General features: G+C 71.6%; 19 protein-coding genes. 6 read left to right on the top strand and 13 right to left on the bottom strand.

The genetic code is table 11. From position 1 onward, the window contains the following. Positions 1-3: 3 nt before the first annotated feature. The 6 genes from QQX13_RS09250 to QQX13_RS09275 form a co-directional block, all read right to left on the bottom strand. Complete coding sequence (locus QQX13_RS09250) at positions 4-1,815, bottom strand: alpha/beta hydrolase (protein WP_301153217.1); 1,812 nt, start codon at positions 1,813-1,815, stop codon at positions 4-6. Between the two features lie 267 nt (positions 1,816-2,082). After that, complete coding sequence (locus QQX13_RS09255) at positions 2,083-2,289, bottom strand: hypothetical protein (protein ID WP_301153218.1); 207 nt, start codon at positions 2,287-2,289, stop codon at positions 2,083-2,085. Between the two features lie 20 nt (positions 2,290-2,309). Continuing rightward, entirely contained in the window at positions 2,310-3,566 is a 1,257-nt protein-coding gene (locus QQX13_RS09260; protein WP_301153284.1) for an arginine deiminase, read from the bottom strand. Positions 3,567-3,646: 80 nt separating this feature from the next. Beyond that, positions 3,647-4,912, bottom strand: a complete 1,266-nt coding sequence (locus QQX13_RS09265; RefSeq protein WP_301153219.1) for a CotH kinase family protein — start codon at positions 4,910-4,912, stop codon at positions 3,647-3,649. A 52-nt stretch (positions 4,913-4,964) separates the two neighbouring features. After that, positions 4,965-5,195 carry a TM2 domain-containing protein gene (locus QQX13_RS09270; RefSeq protein WP_301118570.1) on the bottom strand — a complete coding sequence of 77 codons (231 nt, stop codon included), beginning with the start codon at positions 5,193-5,195 and terminating at the stop codon, positions 4,965-4,967. Between the two features lie 156 nt (positions 5,196-5,351). Beyond that, positions 5,352-5,522, bottom strand: coding sequence for a DUF8730 family Cys-rich protein (locus QQX13_RS09275; RefSeq protein WP_301118569.1), 171 nt, complete (start codon positions 5,520-5,522; stop codon positions 5,352-5,354). 150 nt (positions 5,523-5,672) lie between these two features. On the opposite strand from QQX13_RS09275, the gene QQX13_RS09280 reads away from it, so the two are divergent. From QQX13_RS09280 to QQX13_RS09295, 4 genes are read left to right on the top strand one after another with little or no spacing between them, the layout of a single operon-like run. Further along, complete coding sequence (locus tag QQX13_RS09280; protein WP_301153221.1) at positions 5,673-6,200, top strand: GNAT family N-acetyltransferase; 528 nt, start codon at positions 5,673-5,675, stop codon at positions 6,198-6,200. A 31-nt stretch (positions 6,201-6,231) separates the two neighbouring features. Next, positions 6,232-6,648 carry a ribonuclease E inhibitor RraB gene (locus QQX13_RS09285; protein WP_301118567.1) on the top strand — a complete coding sequence of 139 codons (417 nt, stop codon included), beginning with the start codon at positions 6,232-6,234 and terminating at the stop codon, positions 6,646-6,648. Further along, the gene (locus tag QQX13_RS09290) at positions 6,645-7,154 is read left to right on the top strand and encodes a GNAT family N-acetyltransferase (RefSeq protein ID WP_301153223.1); all 510 of its coding nucleotides are present in this window, start codon (positions 6,645-6,647) and stop codon (positions 7,152-7,154) included. The genes QQX13_RS09285 and QQX13_RS09290 overlap by 4 nt, the downstream gene beginning before the upstream one ends. Before the next feature lie 54 nt (positions 7,155-7,208). After that, a complete protein-coding gene (locus QQX13_RS09295) occupies positions 7,209-7,673 on the top strand; it encodes a hypothetical protein (RefSeq protein ID WP_301153225.1) in 465 nt (154 codons plus the stop codon). Positions 7,674-7,682: 9 nt separating this feature from the next. Here the strand turns inward: QQX13_RS09295 and QQX13_RS09300 are convergent, their stop codons facing one another. Continuing rightward, a complete protein-coding gene (locus tag QQX13_RS09300) occupies positions 7,683-9,032 on the bottom strand; it encodes an MFS transporter (protein ID WP_301153227.1) in 1,350 nt (449 codons plus the stop codon). Between the two features lie 91 nt (positions 9,033-9,123). Between QQX13_RS09300 and QQX13_RS09305 the strand changes: the two genes are divergently transcribed. After that, positions 9,124-9,471, top strand: a complete 348-nt coding sequence (locus QQX13_RS09305; protein ID WP_301153229.1) for a hypothetical protein — start codon at positions 9,124-9,126, stop codon at positions 9,469-9,471. A gap of 12 nt (positions 9,472-9,483) precedes the next feature. On the opposite strand, the gene QQX13_RS09310 is transcribed toward QQX13_RS09305, so the two are convergent. The 6 genes from QQX13_RS09310 to QQX13_RS09335 all read right to left on the bottom strand — a co-directional run bounded on the left by QQX13_RS09310 (position 9,484) and on the right by QQX13_RS09335 (position 18,024). Then, positions 9,484-9,717 (bottom strand): hypothetical protein, encoded by a 234-nt coding sequence (locus QQX13_RS09310; RefSeq protein WP_301153230.1) that lies wholly within the window; start codon positions 9,715-9,717, stop codon positions 9,484-9,486. Positions 9,718-9,823: 106 nt separating this feature from the next. Continuing rightward, positions 9,824-10,141, bottom strand: coding sequence for a DUF2316 family protein (locus QQX13_RS09315; RefSeq protein WP_301153231.1), 318 nt, complete (start codon positions 10,139-10,141; stop codon positions 9,824-9,826). Between the two features lie 116 nt (positions 10,142-10,257). Then, positions 10,258-12,384, bottom strand: coding sequence for an alpha/beta hydrolase (locus tag QQX13_RS09320; RefSeq protein ID WP_301153233.1), 2,127 nt, complete (start codon positions 12,382-12,384; stop codon positions 10,258-10,260). Between the two features lie 70 nt (positions 12,385-12,454). Beyond that, a complete protein-coding gene (locus QQX13_RS09325) occupies positions 12,455-13,054 on the bottom strand; it encodes a TetR/AcrR family transcriptional regulator (RefSeq protein ID WP_301118559.1) in 600 nt (199 codons plus the stop codon). Between the two features lie 30 nt (positions 13,055-13,084). After that, positions 13,085-13,369, bottom strand: coding sequence for a hypothetical protein (locus QQX13_RS09330; RefSeq protein ID WP_301153235.1), 285 nt, complete (start codon positions 13,367-13,369; stop codon positions 13,085-13,087). Positions 13,370-13,524: 155 nt separating this feature from the next. Beyond that, a complete protein-coding gene (locus tag QQX13_RS09335; RefSeq protein WP_301153237.1) occupies positions 13,525-18,024 on the bottom strand; it encodes a hypothetical protein in 4,500 nt (1,499 codons plus the stop codon). A 179-nt stretch (positions 18,025-18,203) separates the two neighbouring features. Here QQX13_RS09335 and QQX13_RS09340 point away from each other — a divergent pair, with 179 nt between their 5' ends. Next, a complete protein-coding gene (locus tag QQX13_RS09340; protein ID WP_301153239.1) occupies positions 18,204-20,228 on the top strand; it encodes an ATP-dependent helicase in 2,025 nt (674 codons plus the stop codon). Positions 20,229-20,235: the final 7 nt, after the last annotated feature.

A 20,235-nucleotide genomic window follows, 5' to 3' on the forward strand; every position in this document is an offset into this window, starting at 1 on the left:
CGGTCAGTCGCCGAGCTGCTCCAGCAGGGTGCGCTGCTCGACCACGCGTTCCTCCAGGTGTGCCGCGAGCGCGTCCGTGTCGGCGTCCGTCCATCCCTCGGGCTCCGTGACGCCCACCCAGGCCTGAAGGTTGCCGGTCACGGAGTACATGTGCCCATAGCCCTCGGGGACGGAGCCCGCGGCGGGGAGGTCGAGCAGCAGCTGCCACCCTGTCACCAGCGGGAACCATGCCATGGTCGACGAGACGTCCGGCGCGCGCGTGCCCTGCATCCACTCCGGCTCCCGGTAGAAGGCGGTGGGGGTGAAGAAGACCACCGGGTCGGAGCCGTGCTGGAAGTAGACGATCCGGGTGTCGCCCCATGTCGACGTCGGCGCGTCGAGCGAGTCCACCTCTCCCGTGAATCGGACCGTGCGTCCCTCGCTCACGGTCGGCAGCCACTGGGGCGTGCCGGCGTCGCGGGTCCGCTCGAGCTCGTTGTGCAGCAGGTTGACGAACGGCGGCCCGGACAGCAGCGCCCCGTCGATCGGCTCGTTGATGATGTCGATGCTGCTGAGCACCGACTCCACGCCGTACGAGCCCAGCGAGAGGCCGTACAGATACATCTCGGGTCGCGAGGTCTCGGGCAGCTCGGCCCAGTAGTCGTGGATGACGCGGAACTCCTCCTGCGAGGTCTCCTTGACGGCCTGCTGGTCGGCGAGCAGCGAGATCCAGCTGGGCAGGTACGAGTACTGCAGGCCCGCGATCGCGGTGTCGCCGTTGAACAGGTACTCGAGGGAGTCGACGCCGTTGGGCTCCAGGAAGCCGGTGCCGGTGGTGGTGCCGACGATCAGCACCTTCCGGTCGAACGCACCCGTGCGGATCAGCTCGTCGAGCAGCAGCTGGGCGCGCTCCTCGAGCGTGTCCGCCGACTTCAGGCCGACGTAGACGCGGATGGGCTCACGCGCTCCGCCGCCGTTGTAGCCGTCGAGCTCGTCGATCGTCGGGCCCGAGGAGACGAAGCTGCGACCCTGGCGGCCGAGATCCTCCCACTCGACCGTCGAGGCGGGGCTGCCGGAGCGCAGGGCCGAGGTCACCTCCTCCACGCCGGCCTTGTCGTTCGTGTCGCGTACGGAGAAGATCGCGTTCGCCCCGGCGAAGAAGCCCTGCACAAGCGCTCCGGACACGAGCAGCCAGAGCAGCAGGAGCAGCCCGGCCGTGGAGAGCGTGATCGCGAGACGGCGCGGCAGCCAGCGGTCGAGCGTGTCGCCCGCCCAGCGGAACAGCGTGCGGAACGACCTCGACACGATCAGGACCAGCGCCGCGGTCAGCAGCCCCGAGCCGATCACGAGGGGCCACGCGGTGGGGTGGAGGTCGTCCATGCCGAAGGTGTGGCGGATCTCGTTCTGCCAGCCGACCCATCCCCAGATCGCGGACGCCAGCATCAGACCGATGAAGCCGAGCAGCACCCAGGCGACGATCGTCCGCGCGCGCCCGCGCAGGTTCGGGATCTCGAGGTAGTTCCAGATCGCGTGTCCGGCCGCGCCGATCCCGTAGCCGAGCATGAAGGACACTCCCGTGGCGACGCCCTGGACCACGGATCCGCGGGGGAGGAGCGACGGCAGCAGGCTGACGGCGATGAAGAGGGCGCCGACCACCAGGCCCACGCCCGAGAAGCTCGGCTCGAAGATCCGCGGGGGGCGGGTCCAGCCGGGCCGGGCCTCCCGAGTCGCGCGGCGGCTGCCCGCGAGGTGGCGCTCGTGGCGGTTGCGGGGTCGCTCGTCCGCGCTCACGCGCTCGCGCGCGGCATGGGGTGATTCGCTGGTCTGAGCCATCATCGGTGCCCCCCTCTGCGGTCGACTGTAGCGGGGATGAATCCGGACCGGAACAGCGCGACCCGGAGAACCCCGGACCTCCGTTCACAGGTGAGAGCGCGCTCTCACGAGATCTGCAACGATGCGAAGGTCACGGTTGGGCAAACGGGGTGCCATCACGCTGTTACGAGCGTTAGCGTCGAAGGGTGCGGACACAATGGCGTGCCCGCACCTCGCCTCACGAGCGCGGCCACGACGGTGTGGCCGCGCTCGTCGCATCTCCGGGTGGCGTCAGCAGGACCCGGCGTCCACCACGGGGGGATCCTCAGCGCACCCGGCCGCCGCATCGTCCCGGCCCAGCCAGAGGCCCACGGCGACCGCGGCGATGACGACCAGCGCCACCGCCACCCACAGCGCGCGGCCGACGGCCGCCAGGTAGACGATGCCGTGCCACGTCGGGCTGCGTCGTAGCCGTGCGCACGGTTCCGCCGGTGCCATGGATCCCCCCGCGGCGGCGGTCAGTCGACGGGGTCCCGCAGCAGCGGCTGGGTCATGCAGTGCGCGCCGCCGCGCCCGCGGCCGAGCTCCGCGCCGACGATCTCCAGCACCTCGACCCCCGCGGCCCGGAGCTTCTTGTTGGTGGCGACGTTGCGGTCGTACGCGACCACCACGCCGGGCTCGAGCGCGAGCAGGTTGTTGCCGGAGTCCCACTGCTGGCGCTCGGACATGTAGCGGTCGCCGCCGGTCTCGATCACGCGCAGATGGTCCAGCCCGAGCGCGCCCGCGACGACGTCGACGAAGGGCCGGTCCTCGCGGTTGACGTCGAGGAACGTCGGGGCGGGCGCCTCGCGGATGGTGAAGGTCTCGATCTGATCGATGATCCCGGGGAACACGGTGCAGACGTCGCGGTCGGCGAGCGTGAACACGGTGTCGAGGTGCATGGCGGCCCGCATGCGCGGCATCTTCGCCACGATCACCTGCTCCGCGCCCTCGCCCAGGAACAGCTCCATCGCGAGCTGGGTGATGGCCTGGCGGGAGGAGCGCTCCGACATGCCGATCACCACGGTGCCGTTGCCGATCGGCATGACGTCGCCGCCCTCGAGCGTGGCGAAGCCGTGCTCCATCTCGGGATCGCCCCACCAGGTGCGGACCGCGCCCGCGAAGTCGGGGTGGTACGAGTAGACGGCCTTCATCAGCAGCGTCTCGGCGTGGCGTGCGGGCCAGTACAGCGGGTTGAGGGTGACCCCGCCGTAGACCCAGCTGGTGGTGTCGCGCGTGAAGAGCGTGTTGGGCAGCGGGGGCAGCAGGTAGTCCGTCATGCCCGACTCCTCGCGCACCAGCTGGACGCCGGGCGGGGAGAAGTCGCGCGGGAGGTCGTGCGTGGAGAGGCCGCCGATGAGGTAGTCGGCGAGCGTGGCGCTGTCGAGCTCGTCGAGGAACTCGCGGATGTCGGTCGCGAGGCCGAGCCCGACCTCGTCGGGGGTGATCTTGCGGCTCAGCAGCCAGTCACGGGCCTCGGGCACGTGCAGGGTCTCGGCCAGCAGGGTGTGCAGCTCCTTGACCTCGATGCCGCGGTCCTGCATCAGCGTGACGAAGCCCTGATGGTGCTGCTCCGCCTGCTCGACCCAGAGGACGTCGTCGTAGAGCAGGTCGTGGCAGTTCGAGGGGGTGAGCCGGTGGTGGGCGAGCCCCGGCGAGCAGACGAGCACGGAGTGCAGGCGCCCGACCTCGGAATGCACGCCGTAGCGCGGCTGCGTGGTGGGCGGCGCGGTCATCTCGGACACGTGTGATCTCCGTTCCTGGGCGTCGTGTCGAACCTACCAGCGGGGACGATGCGGTGGTCCGGGACGATGCGTCATGCGGGGAAGCGGTCGGACAGCGCGGAGGCCTCCGACTCGATGGTCTCGGCGGGGACCAGGTCCGTCGCGCCGTCGAGGAGCATCGAGGACCAGGCGTCGAGCGCCTCGTCGGCGATGCCGTCGCCGTAGAGCGCCTCGGTCAGGCGGGTCACCTCGGCGTCGACCAGGGCGGCGAGGTCGTCGTCCGCCAGGAAGCGTGCCGCGAGGATGTTCCCGTCGCTGGGCCCGCCCGCGCCGGCCTGGGCGCCGCCGGGCGCCCTCCCGCCGGGCATCGTCCGGTCGCCCGCGTCTGCTCCCGCGCCGACGCCTGCGCCGCCGCCCGTGCCGGGCGTCGCCCCGTAGGCGAGGTTGAGGTCCCAGTTCACCACCGTCATGAGCCCGGTGTCGGGGTCGAAGTAGAGGTAGGAGTTGTTGCCGCGGCCGTCGATGTCGTCGTCGTTGTCGACCAGCTCCTGGAACGCGAGGTACGTCGCGAAGGCGTCGACGTCGAGGTGGTCGGCGAGCTCCGCGGCGAACGTCGCGTCGTCGGCGTTGTTCACGAACTCGAGGAAGTCGATCAGCGGCTCCAGGTCGTCGTCGCCTCCCTCCTGGTCGAAGACCTCGGCGTACGCGTCGGAGTCGTCGCCCAGGTAGTCGTAGCCGCCGCCGGCCTCGGCCTTGTAGAGCGCGCCGTCGCCGAGCTCGCGCTCCATCCAGGAGTCGTCGGGATTCTCGACCACCAGCCGGAGCGCGGGCTCGCCGTCGTCGACGGTCAGCGCGACGGAGATCGCCTGCTGGGCCGCGAGACCCGAAGCGTCGAGCAGCTCGAGCGCGATCGCCTCGTTGAGGGACGTCTCGGAGGAGTTGCCGCGGATGACGAACTCCGTCGAGCCGTCGTGGGCCTGCCCGTCGACGTACTTGTCGAGGCGCACGATCCAGGGCAGGGTCGCCGGGTCGTCCGCGCTCGACGCTCCGCGCAGGGAGGAGTTGCCCTTGAGCTTGAGGCCGGCATCCTCGTAGGTCACCCCGTCGATGGTGACGGTCGCCGCGATCCACACCTTCTCGCCCGCGGACTCGTACGCGGACATGAGGGCGTCGTAGTCGGTCTGCTCGTACTCGACCTCGAAGGTGTGCAGGACGGTCGAGTCCCAGACGTCGGCGATGGCGGCGGCGTCGACGGACGCGGCGGAGGTGCTCTCGGCCTCGGAGGCGTCGCAGGCGCTGACGCCCAGCGCGAGGGTGGCGGTGGCGAGCAGCGGGAGCAGGGCGCGTCGTCGGGTCATGCGATCCAGTGGACCGCACGTCCCTGGGAGGGGGCTGGGAGTCCGGTGGGGATCAGCGGATGCCGGCGGCGCGCCGCGCGTTCACCGTGCGCACCTGGCTGGGGATGGTGAAGAGGTCGACCAGCCAGCCGATGCCGAGCAGGCCCGCGGTCAGGAGCCACAGGATCCCGCGGCCGATCTTGCCCAGGTAGAAGTGATGCACGCCGAAGATCCCGAGGAAGAACCACAGGATGTAGGTGATCGCCGTGTCCTTGGGCGGGAGCGGGACGGTCGGGTAGCTCATGCCTCGAGCGTAGGCACGGGCGGTCGGGACCCGCCATCGGGGAACGCCCTGATCTTGCGTGACCGCCGCATCGTCCCGGCCCGCTCATCGTCCCCGGACAGCAGAAGACCCCGCCACCGGAAAGGTAGTGGCGGGGTCCGGCCTGCTCTCAGCGGCTCAGCGCGAGAAGATCGACCCGAAGATGGAGCCGAACGAGCCGGCGTTCGAGGTCTGCTCGCAGGTGCAGCGCTGGTCCTTGGCGACGCCCGCGAGGGCCTGCTCGACGTGGTTGCCGCAACCGGTCCACGTGGCCTTGCCGCACTGGCTGCAGGTGATGCGAGAGCACATAGGGTGACTCCTTCTTGTCGTCTTGTCCCGGCGGTCGCCGGTCGGTCTGAGGCGACCGGGCCATGAGGGGGGAGGCGGCGCCGGTCGCTTGATGTCCAGTATGCATACCCCAGGGGGTATGTGTCAAGAGGGCGGTGCTACGTTGCTGGAATGGCAGACGACAGCCCGAGGATGCGCATCGTGATGACGGCCCCCGTGGACTCCATCATCGCCGCTGCGACCCCCTGGCCGCACGTCAGGCCGCTCCAGCCCGAGGACATCCCGTGGCTCGCCGCCGCCTCGTGGGAGGCCTACCAGGGGGACCGCGGCTTCGAGACCTGGGACGCTGCGGTCGCCTCGACGCAGTCGATCTTCACCGGCCGGTGGGGCGACTTCATGCCCGTCGCGTCGCCGGTGGGCGTGACCGAGGACGGCTACGTCGCCGGCGTGGTCGCGACCGTCCAGCGCATCACGATCGACGACGCGCCGGACAGCCCGTTCGTCCTCAACTGCCTCACGATCCCCGATCACCGGCGTCAGGGCGTCGCGTCGGGCCTGCTCGCTGCCGCCGCGCGCGCCGCCAAGGCCGTGGGGGAGCACGCCCTCGGGCTGACCGTGGACGAGGACAACGCGGGTGCGCGGGCGCTGTACGAGGGGCTGGGGTTCGTCGAGGTCTCGCGGGGGCCCGAAGGGTCGTGAGCCGGGACCCGCGCGGGATAGCGTGAGCCCCATGGGTTTCCTGTCGAAGGTGTTCGGGGGCGGGCGCAGCAGGGTCGCGCCGTACAGCCTGTGGAGCGACGATGCGCAGCAGCTCGACGCGCTCGAGGCCCGCGGGGCGGACGTCACCGCGCCGCGGGAGTCCGAGTTCTTCCTCAGCTTCACCTCCGAGCCCAAGGTGCGCCTCGCCGTCGATGAGCTGCGGGCCATGCGCATCACCCACGAGCTTGTGGAGCCCAGCCACGACATCCCCGAGTGGATGGTGTTCGTGCGGGGCTTCAACAAGCCGCTGGTGCCGGACTACCTGCGCGAGACCATCGACCTGTGCGAGCGCATCGCCGACCAGTACGGCGGCGAGTACGAGGGCTGGGCCGGCCTGCTGACCGACGAGGAGAAGGGCGACTCGGACGCCCTCGACGTGCTGCGATGACCGGGTACCGGCTCCGTCGCTGGACGGACGCCGACCTGCCGCTGCTGATCGCGGCCAACGCCCCGGAGATGACCGCCCACCTGGGCGGGCCGGAGACGGAGGCGCGGGTGCGCCGCCGCCACGAGCAGTACATCCGCGGGTGGGACGCGGGGATGCCGCGGATGTACTCGATCCGGGACGATGCCGGGGTCGGGGTGGGCGGCATCGGCTGGTGGGTCTCGGAGTGGGACGGTCGCGCGTGCTACGAGGCCGGATGGAACGTGCTGCCCGCGTTCCAGCGCAGGGGTGCCGCGAGCGCTGCGCTGCGGCTGCTGGTCGTGGACGCGCGGGCGCACCGTGACGTCTCCGGGGCTGCGGCGCCGCTGCTGATGGCCTGCCCGAACGTGGACAACGACGCGTCGAACGCGCTGTGCCGGACGGCGGGCTTCACCCGCGTGGGCGTGATCGAGGAGGAGTACCGCGGGGTCGACATGACCCTCAACGTCTGGACCTGCCCGCTCGACTGACCCCGACTAGAATCGAGAGTGGTCCCCGACCTCACCGAGGAGGGGAGAGAGATCATGAGATCCCTGGTATTCAGGGTCCAGGCCACCGGCATCTGGCTCGCCGCAGCGATCGCGCTGCTGTCGGCCCTGACCCTGTTCTTCTACGAGCCGGGCGTGATCGAGGAGGCCGTCGGCGGCACCATGGAGGGCGAGGAGATCGTCCCGTTGTGGGGCTACATGATGAACGGCTTCGTCGTGATCCCGCTGGTGATGGCGGTCGCGACGCTGCTGCTGAACGACCGTGCGAGCGCCTGGGGCACCGCCGTGGTCGGCGGCCTGTTCGGCGCATACGGCCTGTTCGCGGTGATCAGCGAGACCGTGGGCGGCGCGTTCCACGCGCACATGGCGATGACGCTGGTGGCCGTGGCGCTGTTGGGCCTGAACGTCGGCCTGTCGATCACGCGGTTGCGGCATCGCATCCCGCTCGACGACGACGACATCGCCCTGCTGAGCATCCGTGCCGACGTCAGGCACCGGTGAGCTCTACGTCTACTGGACCGCCGCATCGTTCCTGATGCCGGCCCAGGAGATCGCCGCGCCCGCGGCGAGGAGCACGGCCGTGACCACGGTCGCCCGGTGGAAGCCGGTGAGGTCCAGCAGGCCGGCCACGATCGATCCGAGCATCGCGACCGCGACCAGGCCCGCGATGCGCGCGACCGCGTTGTTGACGGCGCTCGCGATGCCCGCGCGGTCGGGGCCCACGGGGGAGAGGATCGCGGAGGTCAGCGGCGCCACGGTGAGCGTCAGGCCCGCGCCGAACACGATCACGCCGGGCAGCACCTGGGTCCAGTAGTCGAACTCGGCGTCGACGGCGAGCAGCATGACGCTGCCGACCGCCATCACGGCCGGTCCCGCCGTCATGAAGAGGCGTGGGCCCCGGCGACCTGCCCACCGTCCGACCGTGGAGGAGCCGAGGATCATCAGCAGCATCACCGGCAGTGACGCCATGCCCGCCTGGGTCGCGCTGAGCCCGGCCCCGGTCTGGAGGTAGACGCCCAGGATGAAGCCGTTGAGCGCGAGCGCGCCGTAGATCATCCACGTGGCGGCGTTGCCCCACGCGAAGTTGCGGATGCGGAACAGGCTCAGCGGGAGCATCGGCGCGGGCGTGCGGGACTCGTGGATCAGCATCGCGATGAGCGCGACCGCGCCGAGCGTGCCGGTCACGATGATCGCCGGGTGCATCCACCCGAGCCGTGGCTGCTCGATCAGCGCGAACACGGTGGCCCCGAGGCCGCCCGCGGCCAGCGCCGCCCCGATGAGGTCCACCCGCGTCCCCGGGCGCCGCCTCTCCGAGGGGCCCAGGCGCCCCAGCAGGAGGATCGTGATCGCGATCGGCAGCACGTTGATGCCGAAGGCCCACCGCCAGCTCGCGAGGTCGGTGAGCAGCCCGCCCAGCAGCGGGCCGACCACGAACGCGCCGGTGGTCGCGCCGGTCCACGTGCCGATCGCCTTGGCCTGCTCGGGGCCGCGGAACGTCGACATGATCAGCGCGAGGCTGGACGGCACCAGCAGCGCGCCGGCGGCGCCCTGGAACAGTCGCGCGCCGATCAGCACGCCCGCGGTGGGGGCGAGCGCGATCGCGACGGAGGCGACGGCGAAGCCCAGCAGGCCCAGGCGCAGGATGCGGATCCTGCCGAGCAGGTCCGACAGGGAGCCCGCCACGAGGATCAGCGCGCCGAGCGTGATCAGGTAGGAGTCGACCACCCACTGCTGCATCGACACGCCGCCGCCCAGGTCGCGCTCGATGGCCGGGAGCGCGACCGTGACGATGCTGCTGTCCAGGAAGGCGACGAAGCTGCCGAGGATCGCGATCGCGAGGACGGCTCGGGGGCGGTTCACCTGCTCAGGCTACGGCCGGCGCGCCGTCCGGACCGGGTGGGGGGACGCGCGGCGCGCCGCGCCTACGCTGAGGGGCAGACGAGGAGGTTCCATGCCCACGCCCGCCAGCCGCCCCGATGGCGCTCCGCTGCCGCCGCACGCCGTGCGCAAGCTCGAGAACCGCTCGTGGCGGCTCAAGACGTCATGGTGGATCCTGCCGCCGCTGGTCTCGCTCGGCGTGCTCGGCTGGGTCGGGTTCGTCTGGGCGGGATTCAAGACCGCGCGGGTCAAGTACTACGTCTCGGGCGGCGCGTGGCTGGTGTTCAGCTCGCTGGTGGTGCTGCTGCCCGCCGGCTGGTGGACCGGGGTCATCGGCATCGTCAGCTGGTTCGGCGCGGCCATCCAGGCCGTGATCATGAACCGGACCTACCTGGTCGAGAGGGCGCTCAGGGACCTCTGAGCGCGGCGGGGCTCAGCCCATCGAGGCCCGGGCCTCGAGCGCGTGGCGCGAGCACAGCAGGCCCTCGGGGGTCGCGTCCTGGGTGGCGGCGTCGTGGACCAGCCAGAGGTGCTCGGCGTGATGGTGCGCTGACTCGGGCGGGCAGGCCACGCACCTGCCGGTGGCGCGGACCATGCCCGCGAGCGCGAGCAGGTCGCCGTAGTTGTCCATGGTGGGGTGGTCGAGCCGGTCGCGGCTGTCGATCATGATGCGGTGCCAGTCCTCTGTACGTCGTTGTCAGAAAGGGCGCGTCCAGGGTACGCGCCTCGGCGGGTGGACGATGCGGGTCCGAGGTCCCGCATCGCGGTCGGGGTCAGGCGGCGGGCGCCTCGGTCACGGTCGGCGGGGTCCGCAGCGCGAACCACTGCGCCGCGGCCACGCGGGCCTTGTCGGTGAGGACCTCCCACGGGGCGGGCTCGGCGCCGGCCGCGCGGATGGTCGCGTCGAGCAGGTCGCGCACGGCCCACACGTCGACGGGGTCGGCGGCGGGGCCCACGCGGAGCGTCTCGGCGGCGCGACGCGGGCTGAAGTCGAGGGTCTCGGCGATGGTCTCGGGCGAGAGCCCCGCGAGGGCGAGGTTGGCGGCGATCTCACGGCCTGCGCGCGCGGTCTGCTCACGGTTCAGCGACATGTGTCTTCCTTTCGGTCCGAGGCGACGTTGCCCCGTGCCACCGCAGAAGGATAATCCGCGATACGCCAACTATCGGACGAACAACCGTGTGATGTTGGCGACACGCCCGGCAGCGGCTACAGCAGCACGCCGATGCGGGCCGCCGCCCGCCGCGCTCCGTCCGTCTCCACGTCGACGTAGTCGACCTCGTTGCCGAGGAGCTCCACCAGCGCCGCGGCGACGGCGGCCGGCTCGAGCTGGTCGTACTCCATGAGGCGTCCCGCGCGGTAGCGCTCGAGGCGCGCCCGCACGTGGACGTTCTGCTCGAAGTGGTCGCGCAGCGGCACGTAGATGAACGGCACCTTGGCCGCCGTGAGCTCCATGGTGGTGGTGAGGCCGCCCTGGACGATCGCGACGTCGCAGGCCGCGAGCCAGCGATACAGCCGGTCGACGTACGCGTGGTACTCGACCCCCGGGACCTGCGGCATCGTCCGCGGGTCCAGCCGCGGCCCGGTGACGATCACCACCCGCAGCTCCGGGATCAGCGCCCGTGCCGCGGGCACCGCGGCCGCCACCCGTTCGAGCAGGCTCCGTCCGACCCCGGTGCCGCCGCAGGCGACCACGCAGACCTTCTCCCGCGGCCCGAAGCCCACGGACGCGCGCAGCCTGTCGCGATCGCCGAGAGTCCTCGGGTCGAAACCCGCGATGTACCCGGTGAAGTCGAAGTGCTCCTCGGTCCACTCGCGGATCCCCGGCAGGCCAGGTCCGAAGGGGAGGTGCGTGACGTCGTCGGGCTCGCCCACGAACACCGAGGCGTCGCGGATCTCCGGATGCCGGGCGACGTGCTCGATCATCTCGAGGTTGTAGTCGGCGACCAGCTCGGCCTGGCGCGGTCCACGCGCCGGCATCGGCACGTTGCCGACGAAGTCGGTGAGCCACGCCACCGGCGCCCTCTTGAGGCTGGGGGTCTCGTGCAGGTGGTAGTCGAGGTCCCACGCCTCGTCGGCGACGATCAGGTCGTAGCGGCCCTCCGCGACCACCTCGTCGAGCACGTGGAAGTTGGTGATGAGGATCTCGTCCATGGTGCGCGAGCACTCGAACACGTCGAGCTGGTGCTCGCCGCAGGACTCCTCGAGGTGCGCCGACTCGCTCGCCAGCAGCCGCGACGCCGGGTGCACGCGGTGACCCTCGGCGGCCAGCACCCGGGTGACGGGGTCCTGCGCCAGCCAGTCGATCTCCACGTCGTGGGCGGCGGCGAGCTCCTGCGCGATCGCCACGTCGCGCCGCGCGTGCCCCAGACCGATCGGCGAGGACAGGTACAGCACCTTCCGGCGGGACGATGCCGGGGCCGCCCAGGCCGCCGCCTCCAGGGCCGCGCGGGAGGGCCGGCCGAACACCTCGTCCGCGAAGTCGCGGATGCGGAGGTTGTTGAGCGCGGGGTAGCGGGCGTGCGGGGCATGGCCGGCGCCCTCGTCGATGATCAGGCGCGCGCCGGGGATCTCCGCCGCCGCGCGACGGGCGCTGTCCACGTGGATGATGCGGTCGTCGGTGCCGTGGATGATCAGGGTCGGGATGGTCGTGGCCGCGAGGCGGCGGCGCCAATCGTCCTGGTCGAGGTCGTCGGCATCGGTGATGCTCGCCAGCGCGACGTCCGGGTCCTGGGTGCTGCCCCAGGCGATCAGGTCCTCGACAGCCTTGGTCGAGTGGGGGTCGTGGCTCACCTGCGACATGAAGAACTCGAGGAAGCCGGTCCAGTCGCTGCGGATGCGCTCGTGGTCGAACTTCGACCACTCGAGAAGCCACGGGTCGTCCGCCCAGTGCGCGTCGTGCCAGTCCGGCGGGTCGACGCGGAACGGCTCGCTGCCGCCGATCGACACGACACCGGCGACCAGCTCGGGCCGGTACGCCTGAAGGCTGTAGGCGAGGGTCCCGCCCATGGAGACGCCCGCGATCAGCGCGGGCGCGTCGCAGGTCGCCTCGATCACCGCGGCGGCGTCGGCGAGCCGGTTGCCGTGGGTGTGGCGCGTCGGGTCGGCGGGGCCCGTGGAGCGACCGGAGGCTGCGGCGTCGAACACCACCAGGCGGAAGTGCCGCGCGAGGTACGGGATCTGCATCTTCCAGGCGCTCGCGTGCACCACGGTCCAGGTGGGCAGGAGCACGATCGTGGGGGAGCCCGCAGGGCAGAGCTCCGCGTAGACGTCGAAGTGCAGGCGGGCACGGTCGCGCTCCACCGTGCCGTCGGAGGACGGGAGGACTGGTCGCATGGGTGGCTCCTGGGGACGGGGAGGCCGGGCGGGGACGTGGCGCCGATGCGCGGTCGACGCGGGGATGGCGTCAGGGCTGCTGGGCGGCGGCGAGCAGCGGCTCGAGCGCGCGGAGCGCGTCGCGGACCGGGGTCGCGTCGTCGGTCTGACCCATGAGGCACAGTGTCTCAGCCCCCAGGAAGACCGCGGCGATGAGCGCGCAGGCCTCGTCGGCGGTGAGGCCGCCGAGCCGCAGGCCGTGGGCGTAGTGGTAGCGCAGGGCCTCGGTGATGAGGCCGGACCAGCCGCCGAGCATGTCGCGCACCTGGGCCCGCAGCTCGTCGTCGGAGTAGCCGGCGGTGATCATCTCCTGGAGCATGCGCACGTACCCGGACTCGAGGTCCTGGTCGAGGTGGTCGCAGGCCCGTCGCCATTGGACGGCGAAGGGCTCGTTCCCGGCGTACATCGCGGCCTGACGGTCGAGGAGGCGGCGGTCCTCGGCGGCGAAGGTGGCGAGCATCAGGCCGCGCTTCGACCCGAAGTGGTAGTGGATCTGGGACAGCGGCACGCCGGCGGCGTCGGCGACCTTCCGGGTCGACACCGAAGCCGCTCCGCCCGTGAGGATCTGCTCGCGGCAGGCGGCCAGGATGCGATCCGTGGTGGTCGCGTCGGCGGTGGCGGTCGGTGTCATCAGATCCTCTGTCTCAGGGTACGGCCGGTGTCAGGCCGCGCTCGGGGTGCCGGTGCCGTGGGTGCCGGCGTCGGCGAGGGCGTCGGACCAGCGGCGGGCGCGCGCGGCGACCGCGTCGAGCGACACCTGGCCGGCGTGGCGCAGCCGGTCGGCGAGGACGCGCTGGCGGGGGATGCGGTGCACGCGGTGCTCGTCGCGGCCGGGCAGGTGCCCGTTGACGCGACGGTAGGTCAGCTGCGCGATCGCCTGCGCGATCGCCAGGTTCGGGTCGGGGGACGGCACGTACCGCAGGTCGGGGTTGTCGTAGGTGGTCATGGCGGGGACTCCATCTGCTGGCCGGGGAGCCGCATCTCTGCCGCTCCTCGTTCGGTCGTTCGACCGACATGTGTCAGCATGCGCCCGAGCACGGTGGATGTCAACCGGAATGTCCGAATTCGGCCCGCTGTCAGGGGCGTCGGGGGCCAGGCGGCTCAGGCGGTCGCGATGACGGCCCCGTAGTAGTTCTTCCTGAACGTGTCGACCGGGACGCTCACGTCGTAGTTGGTGCCCCACGACCACGCGTTGAACTCCACCCGGTCGCCGTTCAGCGTCGCCGGCCCGTCGAGCATGATGAAGTGGTTGGGGAACGAGTTGAGGATGAACTCGTCGGACTTCACCTCGCCGTCGATCGGGGCTCCGCCGGAGGCCGCGACCGGCTGCCCGCGCAGCAGGTGCGCGTGGATGAGCAGGATCACGTCATGGCGGTTGTCGGGCGTGAGGCCCAGGATGTGGTCGACGTCGCGGTTGACCACCAGGTTCGCCTCGTTCCGCACGTTCGAGTAGAGGTTGGTCTCCTCGAGCCAGTCGGCCACCTCTCCGGGCGTGGTCGCGGCCGCGACGTCCTCGTCGGGGGTTCCCTCGAAGTCGAGCAGCCAGTTCTCGTCGTCCCGCAGCGAGCTCATCGCGATCCAGGCGGCGGGCTCGACGCCCCACGCGGGATCCATCAGCTGACGGCGCAGATCCCCGCCGGGCTCGACGGTCCGGGTGCCCCAGCGTGCGTCCCCGTGCGCGTAGAGGCCGGCGACGAACCCGGCGACCAGCTTGCGGTCGCGGTTCATCACGGCGCGCAGCGTCGCGGCCGGCCCGCAGAGGTTGAGCTTGCCCTGGCTCGGGTGCTTCTTGTCCGAGAAGAGCCGCGCGAGGCTGTCGGCGACGTCGTCGGGGGCGAACGTGAACTTCACGGTGCTGGGGTCCAGCCCGCGGATGGTGGTGATCATCGCCTGCGCGTCGGCGACGGTGGAGCCGGGGTTGGTGCCGGGGGCGGGGGTGCGGGTCGCGGGGCTCTTCGACGAGGAGGAGTCGGAGCCGCTGTCGTCCTTCTTCGACGCGTCGACCTCGACCGTCTCCGCGCCCTCGGCGGTCTGCCGGGTGACCTTGACCTTGCCGTCGGCACCCTTGTCGACCACCTTGCCCACCTGCTGGTTGTCCAGCAGCGAGCCGCCCGCGGTCGCCACGTTCTGGCTCTCGAGCACCTTCTTCGCCTGAGCCGTCGCCTCCTTGTCGTCGATCAGCCCCAGCTCCTTGGCCTTCTTGATGTTGTCGAGCTTGCGCTTGGCCTCCTGCGTGCCGTACTTGGCGGTCTGCAGGTCCACGGCCTTGGAGGCGAAGCCCGTCGCGAGCGACGCCGCCTGCTTGAGGCCCTCGATCGAGTTGTCCTGGGTCTTCGCGAGCCCCGCCATGTCGCGGAAGGAGTCGGCGGAGGTGACGGCCTCGAGGATCCCGGCGAGTCCCGTCGGGGCGGGTGCGGCGGGGGCCGCGTGGAGGTTGATGAGCGAGTCGTTGAACTCCGTCGGGGTGAGGTTGGCGGGCTCGGCGCGCCGGCTGATCAGCTGGGACGCGAGAGCCTCCAGCTCCGGCTCGTCCTGGGCGAGCACCCAGTCGAGGCTGCCCGCGTGCTCCTCGCACGCGAGGCACTCGTCCATGAGCGCCCGCGCGTACAGGCCCTGGGTGGGCAGGCTGACGCGCAGGGGCTCGGGCACCGCGGCGCCGTCCACGTAGTACTCGCGCAGGGCGTCGGGGCTGGGGTGTCCGTCGACTCCCAGGAAGGCGCCGCTCGCCACCCGCAGCACCAGGGAGTTGCCCAGGATCGCGAGCGGCTCGCGCTCGACCACCGAGGCGATCGAGCGGCCCGGGTCGTCGACCCAGTCGGTGCCGTCGAAGCGCCGGCCGTAGGGGCTGGTGAAGCCGTCGAGCATCATGTAGAGCTCGTCGCGGTCCATGAGCCACCAGATCACCTTGTGGTAGTAGACCCGGTTGGCGTTGAGGTGCGTGATGAGCTGGTCCACCTGGCTCTCGATCTCGACGCGCTGGTCGCGCAGCTCCCACGGCGTCAGGCGCAGGTAGGACACGGCGCCCTCGGGATCGATCGCCCCGGTCTCGACGTCGATCAGGTCCCCGACCAGGGGCGCCGACCGGGCGGAGTGGTCGAACGTGGCGGTGGAGTAGTCGATCGACGCGCTGCGGAGGTTCGCCGAGCTGCCCGGCGGGAGGTCGTGCCCCGCGACCACCTTGAGCTCCTTGAGGTCGTCGCGGGTGACGCCGTCCGGGGCGGCCGCCTGGAAGTCGATCCGCACCTTGCTGCCGAAGCGGTACCGCGTCGCGAGCGTGAGGTCGATGCTGTCGATCTTCTTGTCCCCCGCGAACAGCTCGAGCCGGTCCGCCCACTTGACCGCCATCCCGGGCGCGACCTCGCGCTGGTAGTAGGAGTCTCGCTGCTCGGCCATCGCCTCGAGCAGGTCGTGGACCTGCCGTGCGGGCCTGGCGAGGATGCGGCCGAACGGGCCCCAGGCGAGCTTGAGGTAGTCGGCGAGCTCCTCGTCCTTGAGCTGGGCCCGCGGCCGCTCGATCGAGAGGTCCACGTAGATCGAGCCGCTGAGGTACTCGATCTGCTGGTCCTTGCGCGCGCCGGCCGGGATGTCCGAGCCGGTCCAGTCGTTCTCGACCTCCTCCAGGTGGTCGAGCGCCGAGCGGAGCTCGCGGGAGCGCAGCCCGCGGCGCAGCTGCTCACGCCACGAGATGGCCTTCTCCAGGTCGAACGGCGTGATGGTGAACGGCACGAACAGGCACTCCCGCACGCCGGACAGCACGGTGTCCACGCGGAGGTGGCGGAGGATCTCGGAGTACGTGACGGTGAGCGAGTGGCAGTAGTTGATGTTGCGGACCACTTCGGAGACGCCCTCCGCCTCCTCCTCCTGCGTGACCTCCGTGACCACGGTGCTGTTGAGGGAGCGCGCGGACTCGCCCCACTGGCGGATCGCGTCGCGCAGGCGCTGCTCCTCGCTCGCGCCCACCCGCCGCCCGCCCGTCTGGGTGGACGATGCGCTGGAGCGGCCGTGCGCCGCGCCGCCGCCGATGACCACGGGCCCCATCGCGAAGCCGATGCCGCCCGCGGCCGAGGTGGTCTTCGACTCGGACTCGCCGTGCGCCCACTCGCTGAGGCTCGACTGGACCGCGTCGGAGTAGTCGCGGTCGCTGAGCGTGGTCTGCGAGACGGAGTCCTGCTGGCGCGTGCGCTCGGAGCGCCGCGCGCGGTCCCTTCGCGACCACGAGACCCGGGAGATGCGGCGGACCTGGCGCGGCGCCAGGGTGAGGGAGTAGGCGACGTTGCCGAGCGAGTATCCGTTGGAGCGCCACTGCACGCGCCAGTCGAGGATGTGGCCGCCGCACACGGTGGTCGCCTGGTACTCGGTCGGGTCGCCCTCCCAGCGGATCGGGTTGCTGCGGCTGACCGCGCGTCGCCCCTCCGCGCGGTTGCCGATCCACCGCGACCACTCCGTCATGGTCTCGGGGGACCGCATGCGGGTGATCACGGAGTCGCGGACCACGGTCTCGAGCGGGCGGTCGCTGTCGCGCGCGGCGAGCGCGCGGGTCCGCATCGGCATCGACGCGAGGCTCAGCCCGAGCAGCGGCGCCCGCCAGTCCGTGCCGACCTTGCCGCCGCCCACCTCGGGCTGGTCCACCCGCAGGATGGTGTGGAACGGGCGCTCGCCCAGGATGCGCTGGGGTGCGCTGAACGGGTGGCAGACGCTCCCGGGATCCTCGGCGAAGTCCGCGGGGTTGTCGATCAGCTGCCGCTCGTCGAAGTCCATCGGGACGCCCGAGGGGGACGAGGCGCCGCCCCCATCCGCCGCATCGTCCCCCTCGAGGAGGGCGCCGGCGGGCAGGACGATGACGATGTGCTCGGCGGACGCCACCGCCGGGTCGTCGGGGTGGAAGCCCGCGAAGGACTCGCGTCCGACGAGCAACCAGGCCCAGCCCGTCTCCGTCGGCCCGTCCGACAGCGCGGCCTCGAAGGCGAAGCCGCCGTCGGTGCGCAGGGTGGCCTCGCGCAGGCCGAGCGTGGTCACGGCGTTCGCGGCCACCGCGCCCGCGTCGATCGCCTCGGCCTCGAACGTGTCCACCGCGCCGTTCCCGCCCATGCCGAGCACCGCGCGCAGCGCCGCCCATTGCGAGTCGTCGGCACGGGTGGCGAGGGGCGCGACGTAGAGGCGGGTGCCGCCGAAGTCGGCGACCTGGTCGTCGAGCCGCACGAACCGTCCCGCCCGCCGCCACGCGGGCGTGCTGTCGGGCTCGGTACGCACGGTCGCGTCCACGAGCGTGTCGACGGGGAAGGTGGCGGAGGCGTGGAACGCGCGATCGTTGCCGCGGGCCGCCTTGACCTTGGCGGCCCACAGCCGGGTGCCCTGGGACGCCTCGATCGCCACCTCGACGCTGGCGTCGCCTGCGAAATCGGCGATCTCGAACTGGGCGGTGCCGTCGGTCTCGAGCTCGGCGCGCACGGTGGCGCCGACGGCGAGCGGCGCCTCGGCGCCGTCGGGCTTGTCCCCGGTCTCGGCGCGATAGCTGACCCGCGTGTAGAGGACGGCGCGCACGCCGTCCTCGAAGGCCTGGGTGTCGCTGGGTCGGACGTCAACGTTGAGGGTCGATGCCATGACGGGTCTCCACTTGCCTCGCTCGACGCGCCGGCCACGTGACCCTCAGCACCACAGCCACCGCTCCGTGTCCTGGTGCCTTCGATCATGCCAGCGGATCGGGAGCCCTGCGACTTTTGTCCGGGATGCCCGGATCGGGTCGGGAGTCGCTGTCCCACCCCGCGCCTAGACTCGTGCGCATGGCGGAGGCGGGCGCGGACACGGTTCTCGAGGGCCTCAACGCGGCCCAGCGCGAGGCCGTCCTCACCGGGTCGAGCCACAATCTGATCCTCGCGGGCGCGGGCACGGGGAAGACCACCACGATCGTCGCGCGGCTCCGGCACCAGCTGCGCCAGGGGGTGGCCCCCGAGCGGCTGCTCGCCATCACGTTCACCCGCCGCGCGGCCGCCGAGATCCGCTCCCGCGTCCAGGCCGAGATCGGGGTCGGTGGCGCTCAGGAGGGCGTCGCCGCCATGACCTTCCACGGGTGGGCGATGCGGCACGTCCGCAACAACCCCGACGTGTTCGGCTACGAGGGCTGGAGCGTGCTCGACGCGGAGGACCAGGCGCAGGTGATGCGCGGCGTCGTCGGGCGCGGCAAGCGTGTCGAGGGGCTCAAGGCGGACCAGATCGTCGACGTCCTGTCCTTCGCGCGGAACACCCGCATCACCCTCGCCGAGGCGATCCGGGTCAAGCATCCCGACCAGACCATCGACGCGAAGGCCGTCGGCGCGATCGTGCGGGCCTTCGAGGAGCGCAAGCGCGAGCGGCAGTACCTCAACTACGACGACATCCTCATGATCTTCGCCGAGCGGCTCAAGGACCCCGAGGTGGCCGCCTGGGTGGGCAGCCATTACGAGGAGATCCTGGTCGACGAGATGCAGGACACCAACCCTCTGCAGTGGCTGCTGATCGACCCCCTGGTCCCGCGCACGCGGTTCTACTGCGTGGGCGACGACGCGCAGTCGATCTACGGCTTCCGCGGCGCCGACTTCGCGTCCATCCACAGCTTCCGCGACCGCGTGCCCGGCGCGCGGGTGCTCAAGCTCGAGGACAACTACCGCTCGACGCAGGAGATCCTCGACCTGAGCAACTGGCTGCTCGACCAGTCGCCGCTGGGCTACGACAAGCACCTGCGCGCCGTGCGGGGCAGCGGGGCCAAGCCCGAGCTGCACTCCTTCGAGACCCCGCAGGACGAGGCGGGCTGGATCGCCGCCGAGATGATGCGCGCCCGCGACGACGGCCAGCCCTGGGCCACCCACCTGATCCTGGTGCGCTCCAACTACTCGGGTCGCGCGATCGAGGCCCGGCTGGTCGAGAACGACATCCCCTACGTCTTCTTCGGCGGCGTCAAGCTGCTCGAGAGCGCGCACGTGCGCGACGTGCTCTCCGCGCTGCGCGTGGTGTCCAACCCCGACGACGAGATCGCCTGGATGCGCCTGCTCACGCTGCTGCCCCGCGTGGGCGACCGGACGGCGGCGCGGGTGTTCGACGACGTGCTCGACGCGCGCGGCGCCGGGCTCTCCGCGCGGGAGGCGCGCGAGCGCGCCCTGAAGGGGCTGCCTGGCTGGCTCGCCGCCGGGTTGGACGCCATCGAGGAGGCCTCGGCCCGGGTGGACGATGCGGTGGGCCGGGCGGCCTCCATGCTCACTCCCGTGCTGGCGCACAAGTACCGCAACGACAACTGGGACGCCCGGTCACGCGACCTCTCGCACGTCGAGCGGCTCGCCGCGTCGCGACCGTCGATCAACGCGTTCATCGAGGAATACCTGCTCTCGCCCGTGTTCACATCGGAGCTGTCGCAGGACCGCTCCGACGGCGACCACGTCATCGTCTCCACCGTGCACTCGGCCAAGGGGCTCGAGCGGGACTGGGCGTTCTGCGCGGGGGTCTCGGCCGGGGCGTACCCGTCCGCGCGCTCCCTGGGCGACGTCGACTCGATCGAGGAGGAGCGGCGGGTGCTCTACGTGGCGCTCACGCGGGCGCGGGACAGGCTGATCGTCACCCGGACCTTCGCACACACGCCCGTGCGCGCATGGGTGAGCACGTCGGCTGGGCTCGGCTTCGTCGAGGACGCCTACTTCCTGGGCACGCTTCCCGAGGCGCTGGTCCGCGAGGAGGTCCATACGGCCGCGCGCCTGCCCAAGCCGGTGCCGCCCCCGGGCGCGGGGGTCGGCGGGCCGCGGGAGATCGATCTTGGGGTCGATCTGGGGGATCTCGAGTAGGTCCGGC

It is taken from the genome of Demequina lignilytica, from assembly GCF_030418375.1.
Classification (GTDB): domain Bacteria; phylum Actinomycetota; class Actinomycetes; order Actinomycetales; family Demequinaceae; genus Demequina; species Demequina lignilytica.

What these genes read in the sequence shown, in the direction of transcription:
- QQX13_RS09250 (WP_301153217.1), bottom strand. Translation starts at nt 1,815, where the DNA reads ATGATGGCTCAGACCAGCGAATCACCCCATGCCGCGCGCGAGCGCGTG.
- QQX13_RS09255 (WP_301153218.1), bottom strand. Translation starts at nt 2,289, where the DNA reads ATGGCACCGGCGGAACCGTGCGCACGGCTACGACGCAGCCCGACGTGG.
- QQX13_RS09260 (WP_301153284.1), bottom strand. Translation starts at nt 3,566, where the DNA reads ATGACCGCGCCGCCCACCACGCAGCCGCGCTACGGCGTGCATTCCGAG.
- QQX13_RS09265 (WP_301153219.1), bottom strand. Translation starts at nt 4,912, where the DNA reads ATGACCCGACGACGCGCCCTGCTCCCGCTGCTCGCCACCGCCACCCTC.
- QQX13_RS09270 (WP_301118570.1), bottom strand. Translation starts at nt 5,195, where the DNA reads ATGAGCTACCCGACCGTCCCGCTCCCGCCCAAGGACACGGCGATCACC.
- QQX13_RS09275 (WP_301118569.1), bottom strand. Translation starts at nt 5,522, where the DNA reads ATGTGCTCTCGCATCACCTGCAGCCAGTGCGGCAAGGCCACGTGGACC.
- QQX13_RS09280 (WP_301153221.1), top strand. Translation starts at nt 5,673, where the DNA reads ATGGCAGACGACAGCCCGAGGATGCGCATCGTGATGACGGCCCCCGTG.
- QQX13_RS09285 (WP_301118567.1), top strand. Translation starts at nt 6,232, where the DNA reads ATGGGTTTCCTGTCGAAGGTGTTCGGGGGCGGGCGCAGCAGGGTCGCG.
- QQX13_RS09290 (WP_301153223.1), top strand. Translation starts at nt 6,645, where the DNA reads ATGACCGGGTACCGGCTCCGTCGCTGGACGGACGCCGACCTGCCGCTG.
- QQX13_RS09295 (WP_301153225.1), top strand. Translation starts at nt 7,209, where the DNA reads ATGAGATCCCTGGTATTCAGGGTCCAGGCCACCGGCATCTGGCTCGCC.
- QQX13_RS09305 (WP_301153229.1), top strand. Translation starts at nt 9,124, where the DNA reads ATGCCCACGCCCGCCAGCCGCCCCGATGGCGCTCCGCTGCCGCCGCAC.
- QQX13_RS09310 (WP_301153230.1), bottom strand. Translation starts at nt 9,717, where the DNA reads ATGATCGACAGCCGCGACCGGCTCGACCACCCCACCATGGACAACTAC.
- QQX13_RS09315 (WP_301153231.1), bottom strand. Translation starts at nt 10,141, where the DNA reads ATGTCGCTGAACCGTGAGCAGACCGCGCGCGCAGGCCGTGAGATCGCC.
- QQX13_RS09320 (WP_301153233.1), bottom strand. Translation starts at nt 12,384, where the DNA reads ATGCGACCAGTCCTCCCGTCCTCCGACGGCACGGTGGAGCGCGACCGT.
- QQX13_RS09325 (WP_301118559.1), bottom strand. Translation starts at nt 13,054, where the DNA reads ATGACACCGACCGCCACCGCCGACGCGACCACCACGGATCGCATCCTG.
- QQX13_RS09330 (WP_301153235.1), bottom strand. Translation starts at nt 13,369, where the DNA reads ATGACCACCTACGACAACCCCGACCTGCGGTACGTGCCGTCCCCCGAC.
- QQX13_RS09335 (WP_301153237.1), bottom strand. Translation starts at nt 18,024, where the DNA reads ATGGCATCGACCCTCAACGTTGACGTCCGACCCAGCGACACCCAGGCC.
- QQX13_RS09340 (WP_301153239.1), top strand. Translation starts at nt 18,204, where the DNA reads ATGGCGGAGGCGGGCGCGGACACGGTTCTCGAGGGCCTCAACGCGGCC.